The sequence below is a fragment of the Streptomyces sp. NPDC059989 genome (assembly GCF_042736975.1).
GTDB lineage: Bacteria > Actinomycetota > Actinomycetes > Streptomycetales > Streptomycetaceae > Streptomyces.
The window spans coordinates 1-24,470 of sequence record NZ_JBHWUO010000056.1 but is presented as its reverse complement, the minus strand read 5'-3'; the positions used below and the strand labels follow the sequence as shown (position 1 = coordinate 24,470).

At 72.8% G+C, this 24,470-nt stretch carries 21 protein-coding genes; 18 read left to right on the top strand and 3 right to left on the bottom strand.

The window, feature by feature from the left end; all coding sequences use genetic code 11:
* Positions 1-4 precede the first annotated feature (4 nt).
* The 18 genes from ACFWBN_RS33375 to ACFWBN_RS33290 all read left to right on the top strand — a co-directional run bounded on the left by ACFWBN_RS33375 (position 5) and on the right by ACFWBN_RS33290 (position 18,393).
* Positions 5-316 carry an STAS domain-containing protein gene (locus tag ACFWBN_RS33375; protein ID WP_215147958.1) on the top strand — a complete coding sequence of 104 codons (312 nt, stop codon included), beginning with the start codon at positions 5-7 and terminating at the stop codon, positions 314-316.
* Positions 313-810 (top strand): ATP-binding protein, encoded by a 498-nt coding sequence (locus tag ACFWBN_RS33370; RefSeq protein ID WP_385183367.1) that lies wholly within the window; start codon positions 313-315, stop codon positions 808-810. Before ACFWBN_RS33375 ends, ACFWBN_RS33370 begins: the two co-directional genes overlap by 4 nt.
* Entirely contained in the window at positions 792-2,051 is a 1,260-nt protein-coding gene (locus ACFWBN_RS33365; protein WP_385183364.1) for a PP2C family protein-serine/threonine phosphatase, read from the top strand. The genes ACFWBN_RS33370 and ACFWBN_RS33365 overlap by 19 nt, the downstream gene beginning before the upstream one ends.
* Positions 2,051-2,794, top strand: a complete 744-nt coding sequence (locus ACFWBN_RS33360; RefSeq protein WP_385183361.1) for an AAA family ATPase — start codon at positions 2,051-2,053, stop codon at positions 2,792-2,794. The genes ACFWBN_RS33365 and ACFWBN_RS33360 overlap by 1 nt, the downstream gene beginning before the upstream one ends.
* A 70-nt stretch (positions 2,795-2,864) precedes the next feature.
* Entirely contained in the window at positions 2,865-3,605 is a 741-nt protein-coding gene (locus ACFWBN_RS33355; protein ID WP_385183358.1) for a type 1 glutamine amidotransferase domain-containing protein, read from the top strand.
* Positions 3,606-3,638: 33 nt separating this feature from the next.
* Entirely contained in the window at positions 3,639-5,123 is a 1,485-nt protein-coding gene (locus ACFWBN_RS33350; RefSeq protein WP_385183356.1) for an aldehyde dehydrogenase family protein, read from the top strand.
* 23 nt (positions 5,124-5,146) lie between these two features.
* Positions 5,147-5,761, top strand: a complete 615-nt coding sequence (locus tag ACFWBN_RS33345; RefSeq protein ID WP_385183353.1) for an NADPH-dependent F420 reductase — start codon at positions 5,147-5,149, stop codon at positions 5,759-5,761.
* Complete coding sequence (locus ACFWBN_RS33340) at positions 5,746-6,252, top strand: (2Fe-2S)-binding protein (RefSeq protein WP_385183350.1); 507 nt, start codon at positions 5,746-5,748, stop codon at positions 6,250-6,252. Before ACFWBN_RS33345 ends, ACFWBN_RS33340 begins: the two co-directional genes overlap by 16 nt.
* Before the next feature lie 4 nt (positions 6,253-6,256).
* The gene (locus ACFWBN_RS33335; protein WP_385183348.1) at positions 6,257-8,698 is read left to right on the top strand and encodes a xanthine dehydrogenase family protein molybdopterin-binding subunit; all 2,442 of its coding nucleotides are present in this window, start codon (positions 6,257-6,259) and stop codon (positions 8,696-8,698) included.
* A complete protein-coding gene (locus ACFWBN_RS33330) occupies positions 8,695-9,531 on the top strand; it encodes an FAD binding domain-containing protein (protein ID WP_385183345.1) in 837 nt (278 codons plus the stop codon). Before ACFWBN_RS33335 ends, ACFWBN_RS33330 begins: the two co-directional genes overlap by 4 nt.
* A gap of 65 nt (positions 9,532-9,596) precedes the next feature.
* Complete coding sequence (locus ACFWBN_RS33325) at positions 9,597-10,817, top strand: MFS transporter (protein WP_385183342.1); 1,221 nt, start codon at positions 9,597-9,599, stop codon at positions 10,815-10,817.
* Entirely contained in the window at positions 10,814-12,406 is a 1,593-nt protein-coding gene (locus tag ACFWBN_RS33320) for an ATP-binding protein (RefSeq protein ID WP_385183339.1), read from the top strand. The genes ACFWBN_RS33325 and ACFWBN_RS33320 overlap by 4 nt, the downstream gene beginning before the upstream one ends.
* A gap of 16 nt (positions 12,407-12,422) precedes the next feature.
* On the top strand, positions 12,423-12,764 hold the full coding sequence (locus ACFWBN_RS33315) for a nuclear transport factor 2 family protein (RefSeq protein ID WP_385183337.1): 342 nt from the start codon (positions 12,423-12,425) through the stop codon (positions 12,762-12,764).
* 104 nt (positions 12,765-12,868) lie between these two features.
* Positions 12,869-13,516, top strand: coding sequence for a TMEM175 family protein (locus ACFWBN_RS33310; protein WP_385183334.1), 648 nt, complete (start codon positions 12,869-12,871; stop codon positions 13,514-13,516).
* 72 nt (positions 13,517-13,588) lie between these two features.
* Positions 13,589-14,908: an IS701 family transposase gene (locus tag ACFWBN_RS33305; RefSeq protein WP_385183331.1), complete on the top strand. Its 1,320-nt coding sequence runs from the start codon at positions 13,589-13,591 to the stop codon at positions 14,906-14,908.
* Positions 14,908-16,047, top strand: coding sequence for an XdhC family protein (locus ACFWBN_RS33300; protein ID WP_385183328.1), 1,140 nt, complete (start codon positions 14,908-14,910; stop codon positions 16,045-16,047). Before ACFWBN_RS33305 ends, ACFWBN_RS33300 begins: the two co-directional genes overlap by 1 nt.
* 145 nt (positions 16,048-16,192) lie before the next feature.
* Complete coding sequence (locus ACFWBN_RS33295) at positions 16,193-17,635, top strand: GuaB1 family IMP dehydrogenase-related protein (protein WP_385183326.1); 1,443 nt, start codon at positions 16,193-16,195, stop codon at positions 17,633-17,635.
* A gap of 230 nt (positions 17,636-17,865) precedes the next feature.
* On the top strand, positions 17,866-18,393 hold the full coding sequence (locus ACFWBN_RS33290) for a sigma-70 family RNA polymerase sigma factor (protein ID WP_385183322.1): 528 nt from the start codon (positions 17,866-17,868) through the stop codon (positions 18,391-18,393).
* Here ACFWBN_RS33290 and ACFWBN_RS33285 read toward each other — a convergent pair.
* Genes ACFWBN_RS33285 through ACFWBN_RS33275 form a run of 3 tightly spaced genes read right to left on the bottom strand, consistent with a single transcriptional unit; the run spans position 18,363 to position 24,182 of the window.
* Complete coding sequence (locus ACFWBN_RS33285; RefSeq protein ID WP_385183320.1) at positions 18,363-21,152, bottom strand: LuxR C-terminal-related transcriptional regulator; 2,790 nt, start codon at positions 21,150-21,152, stop codon at positions 18,363-18,365. The two genes, ACFWBN_RS33290 and ACFWBN_RS33285, sit on opposite strands and share 31 nt — an antisense overlap.
* 58 nt (positions 21,153-21,210) lie before the next feature.
* Positions 21,211-22,455: a sensor histidine kinase gene (locus ACFWBN_RS33280; RefSeq protein WP_385183317.1), complete on the bottom strand. Its 1,245-nt coding sequence runs from the start codon at positions 22,453-22,455 to the stop codon at positions 21,211-21,213.
* Positions 22,452-24,182, bottom strand: coding sequence for a cation acetate symporter (locus ACFWBN_RS33275; protein ID WP_385183313.1), 1,731 nt, complete (start codon positions 24,180-24,182; stop codon positions 22,452-22,454). Before ACFWBN_RS33275 ends, ACFWBN_RS33280 begins: the two co-directional genes overlap by 4 nt.
* Positions 24,183-24,470 lie beyond the last annotated feature (288 nt).

Sequence of the window (24,470 nt, the reverse complement as noted above, 5' to 3'; positions counted from 1 at the left end):
TGACATGCCGCTTTCCGTGTCCCTGAGCATCGAGGGCGACACCACCGTGATCGAGCTGACCGGCGAACTGGACGCCAAGACGGCCCCCGACTTCCACCAGACCATCGAGAAGGCCGCGGGCCACGGCACCAGCACCGTCGAGATCAGGATGGCCGGCGTCGGCTACATGGCCAGCGCCGGACTGCGCTCCCTGGTCTTCGCCCAGCAGAAGGTCGCGAACAACGTCACCATCAAGGTGGTCGGTGCCATCGAGCCCGTGTCCCGGACCATCCGGACGGCAGGACTCGACCGCAGCATCGTGCTCTCCGATGAGTGACCACCGTGACTACGGGCCCGATGAATGACGTGGTCGAACTGGCGAGGACGTCCGCCGCACTGGAGGTGCCCGCGACGGTGGGGGCACTGGGCGAGATCGCCGCGTTCGTCCTGCGGCTGGCCGGACGGGCGGGCCTGGACAAGGGCTCCGCCTACCGGATCCGGCTGGCCGTGGACGAGCTGGCCACGAACATCGTGATGCACGGGTACCGGGGCGGCGACGGACGGATCACCGTCCGCGGCCGCTCCGGCCCGGGCGGGGTGCAGATCACCCTTTTGGACTCCGCACCCCCCTTCGACCCCGTCGAAGGCCGCCTTCCGCCCGCCCCCGGGGTTCCCCCGCAGGACCGGCGGATCGGCGGCCTCGGCATCCACCTGGCGCTGACCAGCGTGGACGAATTCAGCTACGTGCACAGGGACGGCCGCAACATCAGCAAGCTGACGGTGAAGGCTAGAGGGACTGAGGGGACGGACCCATGCCCTCCACGACCGTGATCATCCTCGACGAGTACCCGCCACCGCCGCCCGAACTGCTCGACGCGCTGCGGAGCATGGACGCGGAACTCGTCACCCGGACGCTGACGGAGCTCCGCGAAGGCCCGCAGGAGCTGCTGCCCGTCGCGGACGTGCTGCTCGCCCCGGCCGAGTCCGACGGGGAGTCCGTACGGATGGCCGTACGCCGGCTGCGCCGCTGGGCCGGGGCCCCCATCGTGGTCGTCTGGACGGTGACGGAGTTCGCCGCCCTGGAGGAGCACGTCCGGATCGGCCACGACTACCTCGTACCGCCCTTCCTGCCCGCCCTCGTCGGGGCCCGGCTGCACAGCTGCTCGGAGCGCGCCGGACTCGGCCGCACCCTGCGCGAAGCCGACGCCCGCGCCGAACTCATGGGATACGAGAAGGAACTGGAGATCGGCCGGGAGATCCAGGCCGGCTTCCTGCCCGAATCCCTGCCCGTCCCGGACGGCTGGGAGATCGACGTCCGCTTCCGGCCCGCACGCCAGGTCGCCGGCGACTTCTACGACGTCTTCGAGATCTCCCGCGGCCGCCGGCTCGCCTTCGTCGTCGCCGACGTCTGTGACAAGGGGGTCGGCGCCGCGCTCTTCATGGCGCTCATCCGCTCCCTGCTCCGGCACACCGCCGAGAACAGCGGCCTCCAACACCTGGTGGCCGCCGGGCGCACCGGCGGCAGCCGCCGCATCCCGGTCGTCGGCGCCACCCCGCTGCTCAACGCGGTCACCGCCACCAACGGCTACCTCACCCGCAACCACCTGCGGCAGGGCTACTTCGCCACCCTGTTCTTCGGGGTGCTGGACCCGCTCACCGGCAGCCTCGTCTACATCAACGGCGGCCACAACCCGCCCCTGCTGCTCCGCGCCGACGGCAGCCGGCCCATCGCGCTCGACGTCACCGGGCCGGCGGTCGGGGTACTGCCCGACTGCGTCTACACCCTGGGCTACGCCCAGCTGAACCACGGCGACACCCTCTTCGCCTTCACGGACGGAGTCCCCGAGGCCCGCTGCCCGAACGGCAGCTTCCTCGGTGACGAACGGATGCTGGAACTGCTCGCCGGCACCCCGGTGAGCGGCAAGGACGTGGTCGACCGGATGGACCTGGCGGTGCGCGAGCACACGGGCACCGCCGAACAGCACGACGACGTCACCATGCTGGCCCTGCACCGGCCTCGTGCGGCGCGGGGGCCGCATGCGGACGGTACCGGCTACCGGGTGGTGGCCTGATGACCCGCACCATCGTGGTGCACTCGCACCGCGGTGGCACCGGGAAGTCCTCGGTCCTGGCGAACCTGGCGCTGCTGATCGCGGCCGAGGGACGCCGGGTCGGGGTGGTGGACACCGACATCCAGTCACCCACCCTCGACCTGCTGTTCCGTCTCGGGCCGGGCCCCTCGCTGGCCGACTACCTGCTCGGCCGCTGCGAGATCGAGGCCGCCGCCCAGCAGGTGGCCGTGCCCGGGCTGTACGTCGTACCGGCCAGGACCGGCACCGCCGCCCTGCGGGAGATCATGACCAGCGGGTACGACGTGGGGCTGCTCCCGGAGGGCTTCGACCGGCTCGCCGAGCACTACGCGCTCGACGTGCTGCTGCTCGACACCCACGCCGGTCTCAACAACGAGTCGGTGACCGCGATGGCGAGCGCCGACGTACTGATGATCATGGCTCGGGCCGATCGGATCGACCTCTCCGGAGTGGAGGAGACGATCGCCCTCGCCGGGCGCCTGGCCTGCCGGCGGACCCTGGTGCTGAGCATGGCCCCCGAGGGGATCGACCGCGTGGAGGCCAGGCGGCGCACCGAGGAGGTCTACGGGGCGCCGCTGGCCGGAATCCTTCCGTACTCGCCGGAAATGGCGGCTCTGTACGGTGAACGCATATTCGCAGAAGCCCATCCCGACCACCCACTGGTCGGTGAATTCCGCACCATCATCTCGGCGTTGGACGCACGTGACGAAGTATCGCGTGCCTGACGCCGCCCCCTTACGCCCCCCGCGCGGGGCCGTGTTGAATCGGCAGCGAATCCAGAACAAGGAGAGAATCATGAAGATTCTCGTCGTCATGACGGCCAAGGCCACGCTCCATCTGCTGGACGGCGAACAGCACCCCTCGGGATTCTGGGCCGAGGAATTCGTCGTTCCCTACCAGTTGTTCAAGGCCGCCGGCCACACCGTGGACGTGGCGACGATCGGGGGCCGGGCACCCACGGTCGACCAGACGAGCATCGACCCCCAGTTCCTCCAGTGGGTACGCCCGCAGGGCTCCCCGAACGAGGACGCGGCCAACGCCGCCGAATACGTCCGGGTCATCGAGAACACCCCGCAGCTCAAGGCGCCGATCGCACTCGAAGCCCTGACCGAGAAGGACATCGCCGACTACGACGGCGTCTACGTCAGCGGCGGCCACGGAGCCATCGGCGACCTCCCGAAGTCCGACGAACTCGCCCAGATCCTGCGCTGGGTCGTCGCCCAGGACAAGCCGCTCGCCACCGTCTGCCACGGCCACACCTCGCTGCTCGCCCTGCGCGACGGCGAAGGCCGCTGGCCCTTCGAGGGCTACCGGATGACGGCCTTCTCGCACAGCGAGGAACTGGTCACCAACATGGCCGGCCGCCTCCCGCTGATCCTCGAGGTCGAGCTCACCCGGCTCGGCGCCCGCTACGAGAAGGCCGAAGCGATCTGGGACTCGCACGTGGTCGTGGACCGCAAGCTGACCACCGGCCAGAACCCGTACTCCTCCAAAGCCCTCGCGGAGACGTTCTTAACGCAGCTCGCGAAGGGCTAGTACCGCCCCCGCATCCGACACCGGAAGGCAGCCATGACCAAGCGCGCGCTCAGCGACCAGCCCTTGGCCAACCCCGGGAAGCTGTTCATCGGCGGCAAATGGGTCTCGGCCCAGGACGGCCGTACCGAACCCGACATCAGCCCCGTGGACGGCCAGGAGATCGTGCCGGTGGCCCAGGCCACCGCCGCCGACGCGGACGCGGCCGTCGCCGCGGCCCGCAAGGCGTACGAGGAAGGTCCGTGGAGCAGACTGTCCGCGCAGGAGCGCGCGCTGCGGCTGAACCGGGTCGGTGAGCTCATCGAGCGCGACCTGGAGGAGATCGCCCTGCTGGAGACCGTGGACATGGGCAAGCCGTTCGCCTTCTCCAGCACGGTCGACGCCCCCATGGCCGCGCAGCTCATGCACTACTACGCCGGCGCCGTGACCCGCGTCGACGGCTCCTCGCGGGCCCCGGCCGGCGGACAGCTGGCCTACACCCTGCGCGAACCGCTGGGCGTGGTCTGCGCCATCACCCCGTTCAACTTCCCGCTCCTGCTGTCGATGACGAAGATCGCACCGGCGCTGGCGGCGGGGAACACGGTCGTCCACAAGCCCTCCCCGGCCACCCCGCTCACCGCCCTGAAGATCGCCGAGCTCTTCCAGGAGGCGGAGATCCCGGACGGCGTGCTGAACGTGATCACGGGTCCCGGCGTGGAACTGGGCGAGACCCTCACCGATCACCCGGACATCGACAAGATCGCGTTCACCGGCTCCACCTCCGTCGGCCAGTCCATCATCCGCAAGGCGGCCGGCACCCTGAAGAAGGTGACGATGGAGCTCGGCGGCAAGTCCGCCAACATCGTCTTCGCCGACGCCGACCTCGACGCGGCCGAGGAGCTCGCCTTCTTCGGCATCTACTACAACAAGGGCGAGATCTGCACCGCCGGCTCCCGCCTGCTCCTGCACCGGCCCATCCACGACGAGATGGTCGAACGCCTGGTCCGCCGGGCCGCCGCCCTCAAGCCGGGCGACCCGCGCGACCCCGCCACGCTGTTCGGGCCGCTGGCCCACCGCGGCCAGTTCGACAAGGTCAGCTCCTACATCGAGGTCGGCGAGAAGGAAGGCGCGATCCTGCGCACCGGCGGCACCGGGTGGACCCCCGAGGGCGCCTCCAGCCAGGGCCTGTACTTCCTGCCGACCGTCTTCACCGGCGTCGACAACGGCATGCGGATCGCCCAGGAGGAGATCTTCGGGCCGGTCCTGTCGATCATCCCCTTCGACACCGAGGAGGACGCCGTGCGCATCGCCAACGACAGCGCGTACGGCCTCGCCGCCGGCGTCCACACCAAGGACCTGCGGCGCGCCCACCGCGTCGCCTCGCAGATCAAGGCCGGCACGGTCTGGGTCAATTGCTACAACCAGTACGACCCCTCCGTGCCGTACGGCGGCTACAAGGCCTCCGGCTACGGCCGCGAGTGCGGACCCGAGTCGCTGGAGAGCTACACCCAGACCAAGTCGGTCTGGATCGGCATGGACTGACACCCCCTTCCCGAGGAGCGTCAATGCGGACAGGCATCATCGGCACCGGGCGGATCGGCACGGTCCTCGCACGGATCCTCGTGGCGGCAGGACACGACGTCGTGCTCGCCAATGCCCGGGGCCCGCAGACCCTCGGCCCGCTCGTGGCCGAACTGGGACCGGCCGCCTCGGCGGCGCACCCGGCCGAGGCGGCCGGCCGGGCCGACCTGCTGGTGCTGATGGTGCCCTTCGCGACCGTACGGGGGCTGCTCCCGCCGCACGTCGTACAGGACAAGGTGCTGGTGGACGCGACGAACGCGTTCGCCGGCGCCGGCGCCCCCGCCGATCTGGGCGGGCGGGGCTCCAGCGATCTGGTCGCCGAGTGGTATCCCGGCGCCCAGGTCGTGAAATCCCTGAACACCATGCACTTCGAAACTCTCGCCGTCGCCGGCACCGCGTCCGGTGAGCGCCTGGCGCATTTCACGGCGGGCGACGACGGGAAATCGAAGGAAATCGTCGCGGGAATCATCACGGATCTCGGATTCGCACCCGTCGACACCGGCCCGCTGCACACCGGGGGAATTCTCCAACAGCCCGGCGGGCCCCTCTTCAACCGGCCGCTCACGGAAGCGCAGGCGCTGGCATGGATATCACACTGAACGTGAACGGAAGACCCGAACAGTTCTCGGCGCAACCGAACGAACTGCTCGTGGAACGGCTCCGCGACGGCCTCGGTCTGACCGGTACCAAGGTCGGCTGCGACACCGGCCAGTGCGGCTCCTGCGTCGTCCGGCTCGACGGCCGCTCCGTGAAGAGCTGCCTGATCCTCACCGTCTCGGCAGCCGGCTCCGAGGTGGCCACCATCGAGGGCGTCACCCCCGCGGGCGGCGAACTCTCCGGCCTCCAGGAAGCCCTGCGCCAGGAACACGGCACCCAGTGCGGGTTCTGCACGCCCGGCATGGTCATGGCGCTCGGCGAGCTCGTCGAATCCACCGCCGGCGGCGAAGCCCCCACCGAGCCCGAGATCCGCGAGTGGCTCACCGGCAACCTGTGCCGCTGCACCGGCTACCACAGCGTCGTACGGGGAGTGCAGCGCGCCTGCGCACCCGCGGCGGAGCCGCTTGTCGACACAGTGAGACAGGAGGTGTGAGGACATGACCGCAGTGACGGGGGAGCAGACGGCCCAGCCGCAGGAGGCAGAAGCAGGACCCGCACCCGAGCCCGAGCACACCGTGCTGGGGCAGCCGCTCGACAGCCGCGAGGACCCGCAGCTGCTGCGCGGCGAAGCCACGTACGTCGCCGACATCGACCTGCCGGGCACCGCGCACATGGCGATCCTGGGCAGCCCGGTCGCCCACGCGAGGATCCTCTCCATCGAGACCAAGGCCGCCGAGCAGCTGCCCGGAGTGCTGAAGGTGGCCACCGCCGCCGACTTCACCGACGTGATGCCGCTGCCCTGCATCTGGATCCCCGGCGGCGTCGAGAGCCACTTCCCGCCCCACCCCTACGGACTTCCCGGCGCCCGCCCGGTCCTGACCGGCGACGCCGTCCGCCACGTGGGCGATCCCATCGCCGTGGTCGTCGCCGAGACCCCGCGCCAGGCCGCCGCCGCGCTGGCCGCCATCGCCGTCGAGTACGAGCCGCTGCCCGTGGTCACCCGGGCCGACGAGGCGCTCGCCGACGGCGCGCCCCAGCTGCACGAGGCGGTCCCGGGCAACCTGAACGCGTACTGGACCTGCGGCGACAAGGACCGCACCGACGCGGCCATCGCCGAGGCCGAGGTCACCGTAGAGCTGGACCTGGTCAACCAGCGCACCATCAACAGCCCCATCGAGCCCCGCGGCGCGGTCGGCGACTACAACGCCGCCACCGGCGAGTACACGCTCTACGCCTCCACCCAGGGGCCGCACAACCACCGCTTCCTGCTCTCCGCGCTGGTCCTCGGCATCCCCTTCAACAAGCTCCGCGTGGTCGCCCCGACCGTCGGCGGCAGCTTCGGCACCAAGGGGTACCTGTACCCCGACATGGCGCTGGTCCTGCTGCTGTCCAAGGCGCTCGGCCGGCCCGTGAAGTGGGTGGACACCCGTACCGGGCTGATGAACTCCACCGTCCAGGGCCGCGACCACCGCCAGCACGTCACCCTCGCCGGCACCCGCGACGGCCGCATCACGGCCGTGCGCTGCACCAGCTACGCCAATCTCGGCGCCTACCCGTCGACGATCGGCCCCGGTGTCGCCACCGCCCTGATGGGCCGCTCCATCAGCGGGATGTACGACATCGACGCCGCCTTCTGCGAGGTCTACGCCGCCTTCACCAACACCGTCTCGCTCGGCGCCCAGCGCGGCAGCGGGCGCGCCGAGGCCGCCTTCCTCATGGAGCGCCTGGTCGACCGGTACGCCTCCGAGATCGGCATGGACCCGGCGGCGGTGCGGCGCAAGAACCTGGTGCCGAAGGAGAAGTTCCCGTACGACAACGGTCTGGGCTGGACCTACGACTCCGGGAACTACCAGCTGAACTTCGACCGGGCCATCGAGCTGTCCGGCTACGCCGACATGCCCGCCCGCAAGGCCGAGGCCCGCACCCGCGGCAAGCGGCTCGGCGTGGGTCTGGCCACCTACGTGGCGATCTGCGGGGTCGGCCCCTCCACCCGGATGTCCAAGGAGGGCATGCTCGGCGGCACGTGGGAGAGCGCGAACATCCGCGTCCACCCGACCGGCGAGGTCACCGTCACCGTCGGCTCCGCCTCCACCGGGCAGAGCCACGGCACCGTCTTCGCGCAGGTCGCCGCCGACGAGCTGGGCATCGACCCGGCCCAGGTCCAGGTGTACGAGGGCGACACCCTCAAGGCGCCCTACGGGCAGGGCACCTACGGCTCGCGCTCCTACAGCATGGCCGCGCCCGCCGTCGCCCTCACCGCCCGGAAGATCAAGAGCAAGCTGGTCAAGGCCGGCGCCGTCTTCCTGGGAGTCCCCGAGGGCAAGGTCGTCTACGCCGGCGGCAAGGTCTACGAAGAGGGCAACGAGGAGAACACCAAGACCTTCGCCGAGCTGGCGATGGCCATGTGGTACGGCTGGGGGCTGCCCCCGGAGATCGAGCCGGCCCTCGACGAGACCACCCACTTCGACCCGCCGGACTTCAACTACCCCTTCGGCACGCACGTCGCCGTCGTCGAGATCGACGAACTCACCGGCGAGACCGAGGTGGTGGCCTACACCGCCGTCGACGACGCCGGGAACATCGGCAACCCGAAGGTGGTCCTCGGCCAGATCGAGGGCAGCATCGTGCACGGCCTCGGCCAGGCGCTGATGGAGGCCGCCGAATACGACGAGAACGGACTGCTCGTCACCGCCGACCTCACCACCTACGCCCTGCCGCGCGCCGCCGACGTGCCGTTCTTCGCGCTCGACAAGACCGTCACGCCCAGCCCGCACAACCCGCTGGGAGCCAAGGGCGCCGGCGAGATCGCCACCGTCCCGCCCGCCGCGGCGGTCGTCAACGCCGTCGTCGACGCCCTGTCCGACCTGGGCGTGCAGCACATCGACATGCCGCTCACGCCCGAGAAGGTCTGGCGCCGCCTGCGAGGAGAAGCACAGTGATCCTCACCGAGTTCGACTACGTCCGGCCCGTCGGCCTCGACGAGGCGCTGACCCTGCTCGCCGGGACGCCCGGCGCCCGGGTGCTCGCCGGCGGACAGAGCCTGCTGCCCGATCTGCGGACCGGCGCCGCCGCGTTCGACCGGGAGGGGCCCGGCCTGCTCGTCGACGTACGCCGGCTGGAGGAGCTCCGGGGGATCGGCCGCACCGCCGACGGGATCCGGATCGGTGCGCTCACCACGCTCGCCGAGCTCTCCGCCGACCCGCTGGTCCTCGCGCAGGCTCCGGAGCTGGCCGCCGCGGCCCGCGCCAACGGCGACCCCCAGGTCCGCAACCTCGGCACCGCCGGCGGCAACCTCGCCGCCGGCGGGCGCGCCACCGACCTGCCGGTTGCCGCGATCGCCGCCGACGCGGTGGTCGAACTGGCCGGTCCCGGCGGGCGCAGCACCGTACCGGCCGAGGAGTTCGCGGCCTCCGGCGTGCCTGCCGGAGCCGTGCTCACCGCGCTGCTGGTGCCCGCCGCCGGACGGGCCGCCGCCTTCGAGAAGACCGCCGACCGGGCCACCCGCTACCCGGTGTGCGCCACCGCCGTACGGGTCACCCCGGACGGGCCGCGCATCGCCGTCACCGGGGCCACCGCCCGCCCGCTGCGGCTGCGCGGGGTCGAAGCCCGGCTGCGCGGCGGCCCGTACACCACCCACGCCGTGCTCGCGGCCTTCCGCGCCGAGCCCCGGGAGCTCTTCGTCCCCGGGCGCGGCACCTCGGCCGAGTACCTCGGCCATCTGGCGGGGGTGCTCACGGCCCGCGCGCTGGCGAGGGCCCAGGCCCTCGCCTGACCACCGTCCACAACGGGGAGTTGAAAGCAGTGGCCGACACATCCAAGACGACCACGGGAGTTGCCGTGCACCCAGCCGCAGCGGCGGCCAGTGCACCCAGAGGTTCCGGCTTCTGGGTGGTGGGCGCGGTCCTCGTCCTGCTGATGCTCTCCTCCTCCGTGCCCTCCGCCCTGTACGTGCTCTACCAGCAGAGATGGGGGCTGTCCTCGGGCATGATCACGGTCGTCTTCGCCCTCTACGCCGTGACCGTGCTCGCCGGGCTCCTGCTGTTCGGCTCGCTGTCCGACACCCTCGGCCGGCGCCCGGTCCTGGCCGCCGGGCTGGTCCTCGCGATCGTCTCGATGGGACTGTTCGCGGGGGCCCAGGGGCTGGGGCTGCTGCTGGCCGCCCGCGCCGTACAGGGGCTGGCCGTGGGCCTCGCCACCGGGGCCATGGGCGCGGCCCTGCTGGAACTCGCCCCGCGCTCACGGCCGGCGCTCGGCGCCCAGGTCAACAGCGCGGGGCCGACCGTGGGGATCGGGCTCGGCGGGATCGGGGCCGGACTCCTCGTCCAGTACGCGCCCGCGCCGACCGTCCTGAGCTACCTGCTGCTGGTCGGGGCCTTCGCCGTGACCCTGGTGGGCGTGGCCCGGATGCGGGAGAGCGCTCCCGGCGCGGGCGGCCGCTTCCGGGTGGTCCCGCACCGGATCCACGTGCCCGCCGGCGCCCGCGGCCGGTTCGCCGTCCTCGTGCTGACCATCGTCGCCGTCTGGTCGGTGGGCGGCTTCTACCTCTCGCTGGGCCCGCACCTGGCCCTGTCCCTGCTCGAGTCCGACAACTACCTCGTCGGCGGCGCCACGGTCGCCCTGCTCGCCGGGGCCGCCACCGTCGCCCAGCTGGTGCTCGGCCGCACCGAGGCGCTGCGCACCGCCGTCCTCGGACTGCTGGGGCTGCTCGCGGGGCTCGGCCTGGTCCTGCTCGCGCTGGGCCTCGGCTCCGCCACCGTGTTCCTGGTGGCCACCGCGGTCCTCGGCAGCGGCTGGGGCGCCGCCTTCCTGGGCTCCTTCCGGGCCCTGAGCGCGCTCGCCGACCCGGCGCACCGCGGCGAACTGACCGCCGCCGTCTACGTCTTCGCGTACCTCGCGATGAGCGTGCCGGCGGTCCTCGCCGGGATGCTGACCAACATCCACGGGCTGCACCGCACCTCGGTCGGCTTCATGGCCGCCGTCGCCGGGGTGTGCGCGCTGGCCCTGCTGGTCACCCTGCGGCTGGCCGCCCGCACCCGGGCCGAGGGGAGCACGGCATGAACGCGTCGGAGCCCACGAAGCCCACGAAGCCCACGGAGTCTTCGGAGACTTCGGAGTCTTCGGAACTGAGGTCCGCCCTGCACGGGCTGGAGATCTTCGCCGGGATCACCGAGGAACAGCTGGACTGGCTGGTCTCGGTCTCCGAGCCCCGGGTCCTCGCCGACGGGGAGGTCCTCTTCCGGGACGGCGAGGAGGCCACCGGCTTCCACGTGCTGCTCTCGGGCGGGCTGGTCGTCACCAAGGTCGTGGACGGACGGGAGGAGGTCCTCACCCGGCACTCCACCGAGGAGGAGAGCGTCGCCGCCGAGGACCACGACGGCAAACCGTCGGCCGCCCACCGGTTCACCGGCGAACTCCCGCTGCTGACCGAGGGCGCTTACGTGGCCACGGCGGCCGCGAGCGGGCCGTCGACCACCGTCGTGGCGTACCCCAAGGCGGTGTTCTTCGAAATGCTGACCCGCTGCCACGGGGTGGCCGCCGTACTGATCCCCGTACTGGCCTGGCGGATCAAGTCCTCCGAGGTGCAGGCCCGCAAGCGGGCCACCGTGGAGGCGCTCGGCACCCTGGCCGCGGGGCTGGCCCACGAGCTCAACAACCCGGCGGCCGCCGTGGCCCGGGCCGCGCAGGAACTGGCTCCCGCCCTGGACCGGCTGACCCGCACCGCCCAGGCCTGGGGGGCCGCGGCCACCGGTTCGGAGCGCTCCGTGTTCGACCGGCTCGCCGACGAGCTGGACAAGCTGCCGCCGCCGGTGACCACCGACCCCTTCGCCCAGGCCGACGCCGAGGAGGAGATCGCCGACTGGGCGGAGGAGGCCGGCACCGAACGGCCCGGCCTGCTCGGCTCGGGCGTCTCCGACCTCGGGCTGGAGCTGGGCTGGCTGCTGGAGCGCCTGGAGGGCGTCGGCGAACCGGCCCTCGCCCCCGCCCTGGACCACCTGGCGGCGCTCCTGGAGATCCGCTCGCTCGCCGCCGAGCTGCGGGCGGCCGGCCCGCGCATCTCCCAACTCGTCGCCGCCACCCGCGATTACGCCAATCTCGACCGGGCCCCCGAACAGCGCTTCTCGGTGACCGACGGACTGGAGAACACGCTGGTCGTGCTGCGGTCCAAGCTCACCGGGATCAGCATCGTGCGCGCGTACGAGCCCGACCTGCCCGAACTGACGGGCTACCCGAGCGAGTTGAACCAGGTGTGGACCAACCTGGTCGACAACGCCGCCGAGGCGATGGAGGGCTCCGGCGTCCTCACGCTGCGCGCCCGCGCCGAAGGCGTCTGCATGGTCGTGGAGATCGGCGACACCGGGCGCGGAATCCCCGAGGACTCCCTGCCGCGCATCTTCGAACCCTTCTACACGACCAAGGACGTGGGCAAGGGCACGGGCCTGGGGCTGCACCTCAGCTACCGCATCGTGACCCAGCGCCACCACGGGTCGATCACGGCCCGCTCGCGTCCGGGGGAGACCCGGATGGTCGTCCGGCTGCCCTTCGCCGGCAGCGCCCAGGCCTGCCCGCCGCCCGCCGTCCCACCTGCCGATCCACCCGCCTCCACCAGTTCCCCCACCGGTTCATCCACCGGTTCCTCCACCAGTTGAACGAATGGGAGTCGACATGGCCAAGTACGACATCTCCAAGCTGCACCCGGTCTTCGTCCGCCAGATGGAAGCCCTGGCCGCCCTGGACATCGACGCGGTGATGAAGAACTACACCGACGACGCCGTGCTGTTGCGCTTCGAGGGCGTCTCGGTCGGCATCGACGCCGTTCGCGAGACGTTCACCGGCTATCTCACGGTCAAGCCCACCCTGGTCGAACTCCAGGAGTACATCGAGACGGACGACACCATCTTCTACCGCGCGATCATGAACCTGAACGGCGAACCGGAGCACGCGTTCGGGACACTTGTGGTCCGCGATGGCCGAATCTGGCGCCAGACCGCCGGATTCGGCGGCTGATCGGCGAAATCTGGGTAGCGTATGCGGGGAGGGCGGGGGACCTGCGCCCTCCCCGTATGTGTGGCAGGTCGTAGATATATGCAAGAAGTGGTGAAGGGGAGGCCATGGAAAGCGAAACCGGGCGGGTCGAGGCATTCAGCGACGGCGTATTCGCCGTCATCATCACCATCCTCGTTCTGGAATTGAAGGTTCCAGAAGAATCGGGATCGGAGTTCTGGCACGGCGTCCGGGAACAGTGGCCCCATTACGCCGCCTATGTCGTGAGTTTCCTCATCATCGGCGTGATGTGGGTGAACCACCACACCATCTTCAGTCACATCAAGAAGGTCGACCGCCCGCTGTTGTTCCTGAATCTCCTGGTGCTGATGGTGGTATCGGTGGTCCCGTACACCACCAACGTCCTCGCCGAGCACCTCATGGAGGAAGGCGGCTCCGCCAATCCGGCCGCCGTCCTCTACAGCGCCGTCACCGTGGCCTACGCCTTGGCGTTCCTGGCCTTCTGGTGGTACGTCACCCGCGTCGGCCACCTCTTCCACGAGCAGGTGGACAAGGAGGGGGCCCGGGCCACCCGGGTGCGCTTCGGCCTCGGCGCCATCGCCTACCCCCTCACCGTCGTACTGGCCTTCTACTCCGCAACGCTCACCCTTGTCGCACACTTCCTGATCGCGCTCTACTATGCGGCGAACCAGATCCCCATCCCCCTCGTGATAGAGGAAGAGCGGCTCGATTCTGCCAGCGACCTCAGGAAGTAGCCGCCGGGGCCTACGGCCGTTCTCTGCGGTCAAGTAGGGTATTGGATCTAGCTGGTCGCGGGGGAGGCCCAGATGGCTCGCGTAGTCCTGCCGGAGGATTCCACGAAGGAAATCTCCGAATTGATCGACGTCCTGATCTCTCTTCTTTTCGAGTCCTTACCCCGGCGGGACCAGCGAAACTGGGCCCGCGTTTATCTGAACGGCCTCGTGCGGACCACCGGGAAGAAAACAATCCGCAACATCGCCGGAACAGGGGCCAGTTCCGTCGAGCAGAGCCTCCAGCAGTTCATCAGCAAGTCCCCCTGGGACTGGACCCCGGTCCGCCGCTCCCTCGCCCAGCACCTCGAACGCACCGCGCAGCGCCCGCTGGCCTGGGTGCTCCAGCCCATGGTCATAGAGAAGGCCGGCGACCGCTCGGTCGGCGTCGGCCGGCAGTTCGTCCCCCAGCTCGGCCGCACCGCCAACTGTCAGCAGGCCAGCGGCATCTGGCTCGCCTCCAGCGAAGCCAGCTTCCCGGTCGAATGGACCCTCACCCTCCCCGGGCCCTGGACCAGTGAACTCCTCCGCCGCCGCCGTGCCGGCATCCCCGACACCGCCCGCTCGCTCACCCCCGCCCAGGACGCCGTACACGCCGTCCAGCGGATGGCCGCCACCTGGCAACTCCAGCGCCGGCCCGTGGTGATGGAGGTCGCCAACTCCGATCTGCCGCAGAGCATCGAATCCTTCGCCCTCCAGGACATCCCCTTCGTCTTCAAGGTCGACGGCTCCCTGCCCGTCTCCTTCGGCGGCGCCGGCCGGCACAAACCCGGGCCGCACACCGCGCCCGCCCGCGAACTCATCGACTCCCTGCGCTCCCAGCGCCGCGTCGTCGAATGGACCCGCCACGGCCGGGCCGAGGGCGCAGTGACCCTGCTGACCTCGGCCTCCATCCTCGCCACCCCCTGCGAGGACCGGCCCGTGCCCGCGCCGCCCACCCCGCTGCTGCTCGTCGGCGCCTGGACCGAAGCCGCCCTGCTGCCCTCCGAGTTCTGGATCACCAACATCGGCGACCGGCCGCTCGCCCAGCTCTTCCTGCTCGCCAAACTGACCGACCGCGTCTCCCTCGACTTCGCCGAGACCTGCGAACCCGTGGGCATCCGCGACTTCGAAGGCCGCTCCTTCCGGGGCTGGCACCACCACGCCACCCTCGCGAGCGTCGCCCACGCCGCGAAGCTCCTCGGAACGCGCGGCCGGGCACCCGAGGGATACGCCGGCCCCGCCCGCTCCGCCGCCACCCGGACGGCCGTCCCGGGGGCGGCCCGACCGCCCGCCGCCCGGCCCCCCACCCCGGCCGCGCTGCCTCCCCGGCCCCTCATCCCCGGACAGGCCGCGCGCCGCGAGTACATCCGCTGATGCTCGACCTCACCGAAGAGCTACGCGCGTGGTGTGCCGCCCGGCGGGACTTCGCCCTGGCCACCATCGTCGCCGTCAGCGGCAGCGCCCCGCGCGGACCCGGCGCCTCCCTCGCCGTCGACGACCGGGGCACCGCGCTCGGCTCCCTCTCCGGGGGCTGTGTGGAGTCCGCCGTGCACGAGCTCTGCCTCGACGCGATCGAATCGGGCCGGGGCGGCGTGCACCGCTTCGGCTACAGCGACGACGACGCCTTCGCCGTGGGGCTGACCTGCGGGGGAGTCCTCGACGTCCTCGTCACCCCGGTCCGCGGGCACGATCCGGTACGGCCCGTCATCGGCTCCGTGCTCGACGCCGCCGCCGGCGGCAGACGGGTCGCGCTGGCCCGGGTGGTCTCCGGCCCGCCCCAGCAGCTCGGCCGCGCCCTCGCCGTCCACGCCGACGGATCCCACGAAGGCGGCCTCGGCGGCGGGGCCGCCCTGGACCGGGCCGCCGCCGCACAGGTACGCGACCTGCTGCTCGCCGGGCGCACCGGCACCGCCGAGCTCGGCACGGCGGGGGGACTGTGCGGTGAGCCGCTGACCCTGCTCGTCGAGTCGGCCGCCGAGCCGCCCCGGCTGATCGTCTACGGCGCCATCGACTTCGCCTCCGCCCTCACCCGGATCGGCGCCTTCCTGGGCCACCGGGTCACCGTGTGCGACGCCCGGCCCGTCTTCGCGACCCCGGCCCGCTTCCCCGACGCCCACGAGGTGATCGTCGACTGGCCGCACCGCCACCTGGCCGCGGAATGGGACGCCGGCCGGCTGGACACCCGTACGGCGGTCTGCGTCCTCACCCACGACGCCAAATTCGACGTACCGCTGCTGGAACTCGCCCTGCGACTGCCGCTCGCCTACGTCGGAGCCATGGGATCGCGGCGCACCCACGCCGAACGGGCCGAGCGGCTGCTGGAGGAAGGCGTCCCCCGGGCCGCCCTGGACCGGCTGCGCTCACCGATCGGCCTCGACCTCGGCGGCGGAACCCCCGAGGAGACCGCCCTGGCCATCGCCGCCGAACTCACGGCCGTCCGGTACGGGGGGTCGATCCTCCCGCTCACCGGCGGCAGGGGCCCCGTCCACCGCGCCAGGACCAAGGTCCCGTAGGAAAAGACCACAGGGCCCGGTATGTCCTGGACGATCAGCCCGGGCGTGGTAAACGCCGGGACGTGGGAGAATGAAGTACGTGCGTTTCCTCGGCTTGCCCTGACGGGCAGGGCCGGCCCCTCCGATCGACTGGGATGTTCAGCACGTGCGTTTCCTCAATGACCTGAAGCCGCCGTACGACCTCACGTACGACGATGTGTTCATGGTGCCGAGCCGCTCCGCGGTGGGTTCCCGCCAGGGCGTCGACCTCTCCTCGCCCGACGGAACCGGCACCACCATTCCGCTGGTCGTGGCGAACATGACCGCCATCGCGGGCCGCCGGATGGCCGAGACCGTCGCCCGCCGCGGCGGCATCGTCGTCATCCCCCAGGACATCCCGATCGAGATCGTCACCGACGTCATCTCCTGGGTGAAGACCCGCCACCACGTGCTCGACACCCCGATCACGCTGGCGCCCACCCAGACCGTCGCCGACGCGCTGTCCCTGCTGCCCAAGCGCGCCCACGGTGCCGGTGTCGTCGTCGACGCCGACAACCGCCCGATCGGCGTCGTCACCGACCACGACCTGACCGGCGTGGACCGCTTCACCCAGCTCTCCGAGGTCATGTCGAAGGAGCTGCTGCTCATCGACGCCGACATCGACCCCCGCGAGGCCTTCAACAAGCTCGACGCCGGCCACCGCAAGCTCGCCCCGGCCGTCGACAAGGACGGCAAGCTCGTCGGCCTCCTGACCCGCAAGGGCGCGCTGCGCGCGACCCTGTACACCCCGGCCACCGACGCCAACGGCAAGCTGCGCATCGCGGCCGCCGTCGGCATCAACGGCGACTTCGTGCAGAAGGCCAAGCAGCTGCTCGACGCGGGCGTGGACACGCTCGTCATCGACACGGCGCACGGCCACCAGGAGTCGATGATCAACGCGATCAAGGCCGTCCGCGCGCTGGACCCGAAGGTCCCGATCGTCGCGGGCAACATCGTCGCCGCCGAGGGCGTGCGCGACCTGATCGAGGCCGGCGCGGACATCATCAAGGTCGGTGTGGGCCCCGGCGCCATGTGCACCACCCGCATGATGACCGGCGTGGGCCGCCCGCAGTTCTCCGCGGTGCTGGAGTGCGCGGCGGAGGCGAAGAAGTTCGGCAAGCACGTGTGGGCCGACGGCGGTGTCCGTCACCCGCGCGACGTGGCGATGGCGCTGGCCGCCGGTGCGTCGAACGTGATGATCGGCTCCTGGTTCGCGGGGACGTACGAGTCCCCGGGCGACCTGCAGCAGTCCGCCGACGGGCGCCTGTACAAGGAGTCCTTCGGCATGGCGTCGGCGCGTGCGGTGCAGAACCGCACCTCGGAGGAGTCCGCGTACGACCGTGCCCGCAAGGGACTGTTCGAGGAGGGCATCTCCACCTCGCGCATGTTCCTGGACCCGGCCCGTCCGGGCGTCGAGGACCTGATCGACTCGATCATCGCGGGCGTCCGCTCCTCGTGCACCTACGCCGGTGCCGGCTCCCTCGCGGAGTTCGAGGAGAAGGCGGTCGTCGGTGTCCAGTCGGCGGCGGGCTACGCCGAGGGCAAGCCGCTGCACGCCAGCTGGAGCTAGCTCTTCCCCCGTGGCCCCGGCCCGCCCCTTCCCGGGCGGGCCGGGGCCACGGGCGTACCCGGGTGCGGGCGGCCGGTCTGCCGCTGCGCGGCGGTGTGGACCGGTCCGGGTGACCGTTCGGCGTGTGGGAGGACCGTTCGGCGCAGGCGGCGGGGGATACGCCAAGCGGCGGATAACTCACCGCGCGGGCCGCGGGACGCTCGGGGTATCCGACCTGGAAGGGGTACCCCGTGGCCAGAACCGACGCGCACGCCCTAGCCCGGCTGCACAGCGAGCACGGCAAGGCCCTCTACGGCTTCCTCCTCGGCCTGACCTTCGGCGATCGCCACCGCGCCGAGGACCTGCTCCAGGAGACCCTCTTCCGGGCCTGGAAGCACCCCGAGGCGCTGGAGAGCGGCCACGCCTCCATGCGGCCCTGGCTGTACACCGTCGCCCGGCGCCTCGCCATCGACGCGCGCCGGGCCCGGCTGGTGCGGCCCACCGAGGTCGGCCCGGAGGCCCTCACGCACTCCCCGGCCGCCGAGGACCGCACCGAGCAGTCCGTCGCAGCCCTCGACATCCGCGACGCCCTGAGCCTGCTCAGCCCCGAGCACCGCGCCGTACTCGTGCAGATCTACTACCGCGGAGCCTCCGTCTGCGAGGCCGCCGAGGCGCTCGGCGTACCCCCAGGGACCGTGAAGTCCCGTACGCACTACGCCCTGCGGGCCCTGCGCGCCGCCATGCCCGGCTACGGACCGAGGGACCGCGCCGCAGCCTGAGCCGCCACCGCCGCCCGCGTCCGCACCTGCAGCTTCGCCAGGATGTGCGAGACGTGCGTCTGCACCGTCCGGCGGGAGAGGAACAGGGCGTTCGCGATCTCCGGGTTCGACCGGCCCTGCGCGACGAGGAGGGCCACTTTCAGCTCGGCCGGGGTCAGCGCCTCCCAGCCGCTCGCCGGCCGCCGCCGCGAGGCCCGGCTGCCCCGGCGCACCCCCAGGCTCCGCAGCCGGGCATCGGCCCGGGCCACGTCCCACCGCGCGCCCAGCTCCTCGTACGCCGCCACCGCCCGCGACAGCGCCGCCCGGGCCCCGGCGAGGTCCCCGTGCCAGGCCCGGGCCACCGCCAGGTCCTCCAGGGTGTGGCCCAGCACCAGCGGCCACCCGCCCCGCTCACCGCGCGCCACCGCCTCCGCCAGCAGCCCCGGATCCTGCGCGAACAGCCCCCGGCAGCGCAGCAGGGCCAGCGCCGGACCCGGATACTCCGGCAGCGCCGCCGCCGCGCGCCCGCACGCCGCCACCGCCGCCCGCGCCGTGGCCGCCTCCCCGCTCTCCAGCGCGAGCCGGACGATCTCCGACAGCACCCAGGGGCGCTCGTACGCGGCCTCCTCCTCCGCCCCGTCGGCCAGCTCCGGCAGCAGCGCCCGCAGGGCGTCGCCCGGACGGCCGTCCCGCTCCGCCAGCAAGGCCCGCGCCAGCAGCACATGGGAGGCGTAGCGGCGCGCCGAGGGCGTGCCGAAGGCATCCGCCGGCAGCACCGCGAGCTCGGCCCGCGCCGCCTCCCGCTCGTCGCGGTGGCCCAGCACCAGCGCCCGCAGCCCGTGTACCACCACCGGCAGCCAGCCGTCGGACACCGGCAGCGCGCACGCCCGGGCCACCCCTTCGAGCGCCTGGTCCCAGTCGCCGAGCCGGTAGTGGAACTCGGCGAGCCGGGCCTCGGTCACCACCAGCCGCCCCGTCGAACGGGTCTCGGCCGCCAGCGCCCGCGCCTCCCGCAGGGCCTCCGCCACGACCTGCGGCTCGTCGAAGCGCATGTGGCCCTCCGCCTGGTTCGCCAACAGCAGCAGCCGCATGTCGTTGGCGTCCGCGCTGCGCCGCGCGCACGCGATGCCCTCCGCGACGTGCCGCAGCGATTCCCGCCCCCGGCCCAGGTGGAACAGTGCGAAGGACAGGGCGTGATGGGCCTCCGCCCCGCACAGCGGATCCCCCAGGCCGCGGGCCTGCTCCACCACCGGCCCGGCCAGTGCCAGCGCCTCGGCCGCCCGGTGCAGATCGGCCAGTGCCAGCACCCGGCAGGCCTCCAGCCGCAGCCGCCACACCGCCGACGGGAACGCCCCCGCCAGGGCCCGTTCGGTGACCGTCAGCGCGCCCGCCATGTCCCCCTGGATCATCAGCGCGGACACCAGCTTGAACTCCACCGCCGCCCGCCCGTCGGGGTCCGTCGTCCGGGCCCGCAAGGTGCCCAGCAGCGCCACCGACTCCGGGCGGCGCAGCATCAGCGCGGCGTCCGCCAGCTGCTCCTCCAGCGCGTCCAGGGTCACCCGCTCCCCGGAGCCGCCCTGGGCGATGGCCCGCTCCAGCAGCTCCGCCGCCGGCCCCGGAGCCCCGGCGATCAGCGCCGGCGCCGAGGCGGCCAGCCAGCGCACCGCCCACGGGCTCAGCCGGCCGCCGCGCACCAGCTGCCCGGCGGTCCGCGCCGGATCCACCCCCGCCTCGGCGAAGGCCCGCGCGGCGTCCTGGTGCAGGGCCGTCCGCAGCGGGCCGGGGGTCTGCGCGTACAGCGCCCGCCGCAGCGCCGGATGGCGGAAGCGCAGCCGGTCCCCGGTGTCCTCCAGCAGCCCGGCCAGCAGCGGCTCCTCCAGCTCCGCGAGCAACTCCCGGGCGGGCCGCGCCCGTACGAGGGCCAGCTCGCGCGCGGTGAAGGCCCGGCCCAGCAGCGCCGCATGCCGCAGGAGGGTGCGCGCCGGTTCGGAGAGGCAGTCCGCCCCCCGGGCAGCGGAGGCGGGCAGCGGTGGCAACTCCTGCTCCGCGACGGACAGTTCCGCGCAGCCGCCCTCGATCCGGATCAGCCCCGACCAGTGCGCCAGGAGCTCCCGCAGCAGCCGGGGGTTGCCGCCCGCCTGCTCCGCCGCCTCCCGCAGCCGGGGCCCGGGCGGCGCCCCCAGCACACCGCGGACCAGCTCGGCCCGCTCCGCCCCGGACAGCGGCTCCAGCCGCACCGTGCGCCCGCCCGGCGCCGCACACAGCCCCTGCGCCTCCGCAGCCCGGGGCAGCGGCGCCCGGGTCGCCGCCAGCAGCAGCGGCAGCCGTCCCTCCGCCGCGGTCCGGGCCAGCCGCCGCCACAGCGCCAGGCTGGCCGGGTCCGCCCGGTGCGCGTCGTCCAGCACCAGCAGCAGCGGCCGCTGGGCACACCACTCCTCGACGCCGGCCGCCAGCAGGTCCATCGCCGCCAGCAGCGCCCCGCCGGGCACCGCGGCCCCCTCGGCCTCCCGCAGCAGGGCGACCACCGCCGCCCGGCCGGGACCCGCCGGATGCAGGCAGTCCAGGGCGGCGCGCAGCGGCAGGTCCACCGCGAACGCGTCGGCCGCCGCGTAGCGCACCCGGCAGCCGAGCGCCGCCGCCTGTGCCAGGGCCTCCCGTACGAAGGCGGTCCGGCCCGCACCCGGCTCGCCCTCCACGGTCAGGCAGGCTCCACCGCCCTCCGCACCCCCGCGCACCCATTCCCGTAACTCGTCACGAAGCTGTTCCCGCCCGACCCGCACGCCGGCGTTCCTTCCGGTCACATCGCGCCGGTCGTCAGGATGCCACGCCGCGGGCCGATCAGTACCGGGGCGGCTGGTGGCCTGGCGGTGAACTGTGCACACCGGCACGGTACTTCGGGATCCGCACGGTCACCTTCATGCCCGCGCCCACCCCCGTCTCGATCACCGGCCCGTACGCGTCCCCGTACACCTGCCGGATCCGCTCGTCGACGTTGGGCAGCCCGATGCCGGAGGAGCCGCCGCCGCCCTCCCCGGCCAGGATCCGGCGCAGCAGGGCCGGATCCATCCCGATCCCGTTGTCCTCGACGGTGATCACCGCCTCCGAGCCGGCGTCCCGCGCGGTGATGGTGATCCGGCACTCCGCGGTGGAGTCCTCCAGCCCGTGCTTGACGGCGTTCTCCACCAGCGGCTGGAGGCACAGGAACGGCAGCGCCACCGGCAGCACCTCCGGCGCCACCTGCAAGGTCACCTTCAGCCGGTCCCCGAACCGGGCCCCGGCCAGCGCCAGGTACTGCTCGATGGAGCGCAACTCCTCGGCGAGCGTGGTGAATTCACCGTGCCGCCGGAAGGAGTACCGGGTGAAGTCCGCGAACTCCAGCAGCAGGTCCCGGGCCCGCTCCGGATCCGTCCGCACGAACGAGGCGATCGCGGCGAGGGAGTTGAAGATGAAATGCGGGGAGATCTGCGCCCGCAGCGCCGTGATCTCCGCCTCCATCAGCCGGGTCCGCGACCGGTCCAGCTCGGACAGCTCCAGCTGTACGGACACCCACCGCGCGACCTCCGTCGCGGCCCGCACCAGCACCGCCGACTCCCGCGACCCGTACGCCACCAGAGCGCCCAGCATCCCGTCCTCGCCGGTCAGCGGAGCCACCACCGCCCACTTCAGCGGACACTCCGGCCGCTGGCACTCGGTCCGCACGCTCTGGCTGCGCCCCGACTCCAGCATCACCGCCACCCGGGCCATCGCCCGCCGCTGGTGGTGATCGGCGCCCGGGCCGTCCCAGGCCAGCACCGCCTCCCGGTCGGTCAGGCACAGCGCCTCCGTGCCCAGCAGCGAGCGCAGCCGCCGGGCCGCCTTGCGCGCGGCGTCCTCCGTCAGCCCCGCGCGCAGCGGGGGAGCGGCCAGCGAAGCCGTGTGCAGGGTGTGGAACGTCGCCCGCTCCACCGGGGTCCCCAGAGCCGGCCCGGCCGCCCGCTCGCCCCGCCGGGCCTGCCACCGGCCCGCCGCCCAGCCCGCGCCCAGCAGCAGGGCAGAGCCCGCCACCGCCGGCAAGACGAGCAGGGCCGGTCCCACCGCGCTCACCGGCCGCTCCCCACCCGGTCCCCGGCCACGTTCTCCGGCAGGTGCAGCCGAGCCAGCGTGGCCGCCGTCCCGGCCGGGATCCGCGACCGGGTACCCAGCGACACCAGCACCATCGTCAGGAACCCGAGCGGCACCGACCAGGCCGCCGGCCACGCCAGCAGCGTGTGCACCCAGCCCGCCGGGGCCAGCCCGGCCCGCGTCGCCAGCACCGCGCTCAACGCCGCCCCGCCACCCGTCACCAGCCCCGCCACCGCGCCCGGCGGGGTCAGCCCGCGCCACCAGATGCCCAGCACCAGCAGCGGACAGAACGACGACGCCGACACCGCGAACGCCAGGCCCACCGCGTCCGCCACCGGCACGTCGCGGGCCGCCACGCTCCCGGCCAGCGGCACGAGCACCGCCACGAGCACCGCGAAACGGAAGCTGCGCACCCCGCGCGCCGGCAGCAGGTCCTGGTGCAGCACCCCGGCCACCGCCATCGTCAGCCCCGAAGCCGTCGACAGGAACGCCGCGAACGCACCCCCGGCCAGCAGCGCCCCCAGCAGCTCCCCGAGCAGCCCGCCCAGCATCCGTTCGGGCAGCACCAGCACCGCGGCGTCCGCGTCGCCGGTCAGCGCCAGCTCGGGGGCGTAGATCCGGCCCAGCGCCCCGTACACCGGAGGCAGCAGGTAGAACACCCCGACCAGCCCGAGCACCACCAGCGTGGTGCGGCGCGCCGCCCGGCCGTTGGGGCTGGTGTAGAAGCGCACGGCGACGTGCGGCAGGCCCATGGTGCCGAGGAAGGTCGCCAGGATCAGCCCGTACGTCGCGTACAGCCGGTACTCGGGCCGGTCCCCGGACAGCGGCTCCGACCAGCTGGACACGCCCAGACCGGCCTCCGCCCGGGTCTCCGGGACCACCGAGCCCGGGGTGAACTCCAGCCGCGCGTGGGCCCGTACGGAATGCTGCCCGGCCGCGAGCGTCAGCGGGGCCGCCTCGTACTGCCGCCCGTCCACCTGCCCGGTGACCGTCAGCGTCAGCGGCGCGTCCACCGACATCCGGACGTCCTCGGCGAGCGTGACGGCCGTGTGCGCGCGGAAGACCGCCGGTGCGTCGAAGGTGGCCCGCGGCGCGCCGTCCCCGGCCCAGGCGGCGATGAGGAAGAAGGCGGGGACGAGGAGGGCGGTGAGCTTGAGCCAGTACTGGAAGGCCTGCACGAAGGTGATGCTGCGCATCCCGCCGGCGGCGACGGCCGCGCTCACCACGAAGGCGACGACCACCCCGCCCACCCAGTGCGGGGCCCCCGTGAGGATCTCCAGGGTCAGCCCCGCGCCCTGCAACTGCGGCAGCAGGTACAGCCACCCCACCCCGACCACGAACAGCACCGCGATCCGGCGCACCGCCGGGGATTCCAGACGGGCCTCGGCGAAGTCGGGCAGCGTGTACGCCCCCGAGCGGCGCAGCGGGGCCGCGACGAGCACGAGCAGCACGAGGTACCCGGCGGTGTAGCCGACCGGATACCAGAGCATCTCGGGCCCCTGGAGCAGCACCAGCCCGGCGACTCCGAGGAAGGACGCGGCGGAGAGGTACTCCCCGCTGATGGCGGCCGCGTTGAGGCGGGGCCCGACGGTGCGGGAGGCGACGTAGAAGTCGGAGGTGGTCCGGGATATGCGCAGGCCGAGCGCGCCGACGAGGACGGTGGCGAGGACGACGACGGCGACGGCGGTCAGCGCGTACGTCTGGTTCACCGGGGGTCCTTCGGACGGGGGCGGGTTACGGGAGTCTATGCAGGGCCGCGGACCCGCAACAGGCGTGATCCGGCCCGTGCGGGTGCCGCTGCGCGCGGCTGGTCCCCTGCCCGCCCTTCCACCTCCCCCAGACTCCGTCCGGGAGGGGCCCCCACCCGGGGCTCCGCCCCAGACCCCGTACGTGCGCTGCGCGCCCGTGCCCTCAAACGCCGGGCGGGCTGGAATTGCCGCGCGGCGGCATATCCAGCCTCGCCGGCGTTTGAGGCGCGGGGTCTGGGGCGGAGCCCC

What these genes read in the sequence shown, in the direction of transcription:
- ACFWBN_RS33375 (WP_215147958.1), top strand. Translation starts at nt 5, where the DNA reads ATGCCGCTTTCCGTGTCCCTGAGCATCGAGGGCGACACCACCGTGATC.
- ACFWBN_RS33365 (WP_385183364.1), top strand. Translation starts at nt 792, where the DNA reads ATGCCCTCCACGACCGTGATCATCCTCGACGAGTACCCGCCACCGCCG.
- ACFWBN_RS33360 (WP_385183361.1), top strand. Translation starts at nt 2,051, where the DNA reads ATGACCCGCACCATCGTGGTGCACTCGCACCGCGGTGGCACCGGGAAG.
- ACFWBN_RS33355 (WP_385183358.1), top strand. Translation starts at nt 2,865, where the DNA reads ATGAAGATTCTCGTCGTCATGACGGCCAAGGCCACGCTCCATCTGCTG.
- ACFWBN_RS33350 (WP_385183356.1), top strand. Translation starts at nt 3,639, where the DNA reads ATGACCAAGCGCGCGCTCAGCGACCAGCCCTTGGCCAACCCCGGGAAG.
- ACFWBN_RS33345 (WP_385183353.1), top strand. Translation starts at nt 5,147, where the DNA reads ATGCGGACAGGCATCATCGGCACCGGGCGGATCGGCACGGTCCTCGCA.
- ACFWBN_RS33340 (WP_385183350.1), top strand. Translation starts at nt 5,746, where the DNA reads ATGGATATCACACTGAACGTGAACGGAAGACCCGAACAGTTCTCGGCG.
- ACFWBN_RS33335 (WP_385183348.1), top strand. Translation starts at nt 6,257, where the DNA reads ATGACCGCAGTGACGGGGGAGCAGACGGCCCAGCCGCAGGAGGCAGAA.
- ACFWBN_RS33320 (WP_385183339.1), top strand. Translation starts at nt 10,814, where the DNA reads ATGAACGCGTCGGAGCCCACGAAGCCCACGAAGCCCACGGAGTCTTCG.
- ACFWBN_RS33315 (WP_385183337.1), top strand. Translation starts at nt 12,423, where the DNA reads ATGGCCAAGTACGACATCTCCAAGCTGCACCCGGTCTTCGTCCGCCAG.
- ACFWBN_RS33310 (WP_385183334.1), top strand. Translation starts at nt 12,869, where the DNA reads ATGGAAAGCGAAACCGGGCGGGTCGAGGCATTCAGCGACGGCGTATTC.
- ACFWBN_RS33305 (WP_385183331.1), top strand. Translation starts at nt 13,589, where the DNA reads ATGGCTCGCGTAGTCCTGCCGGAGGATTCCACGAAGGAAATCTCCGAA.
- ACFWBN_RS33300 (WP_385183328.1), top strand. Translation starts at nt 14,908, where the DNA reads ATGCTCGACCTCACCGAAGAGCTACGCGCGTGGTGTGCCGCCCGGCGG.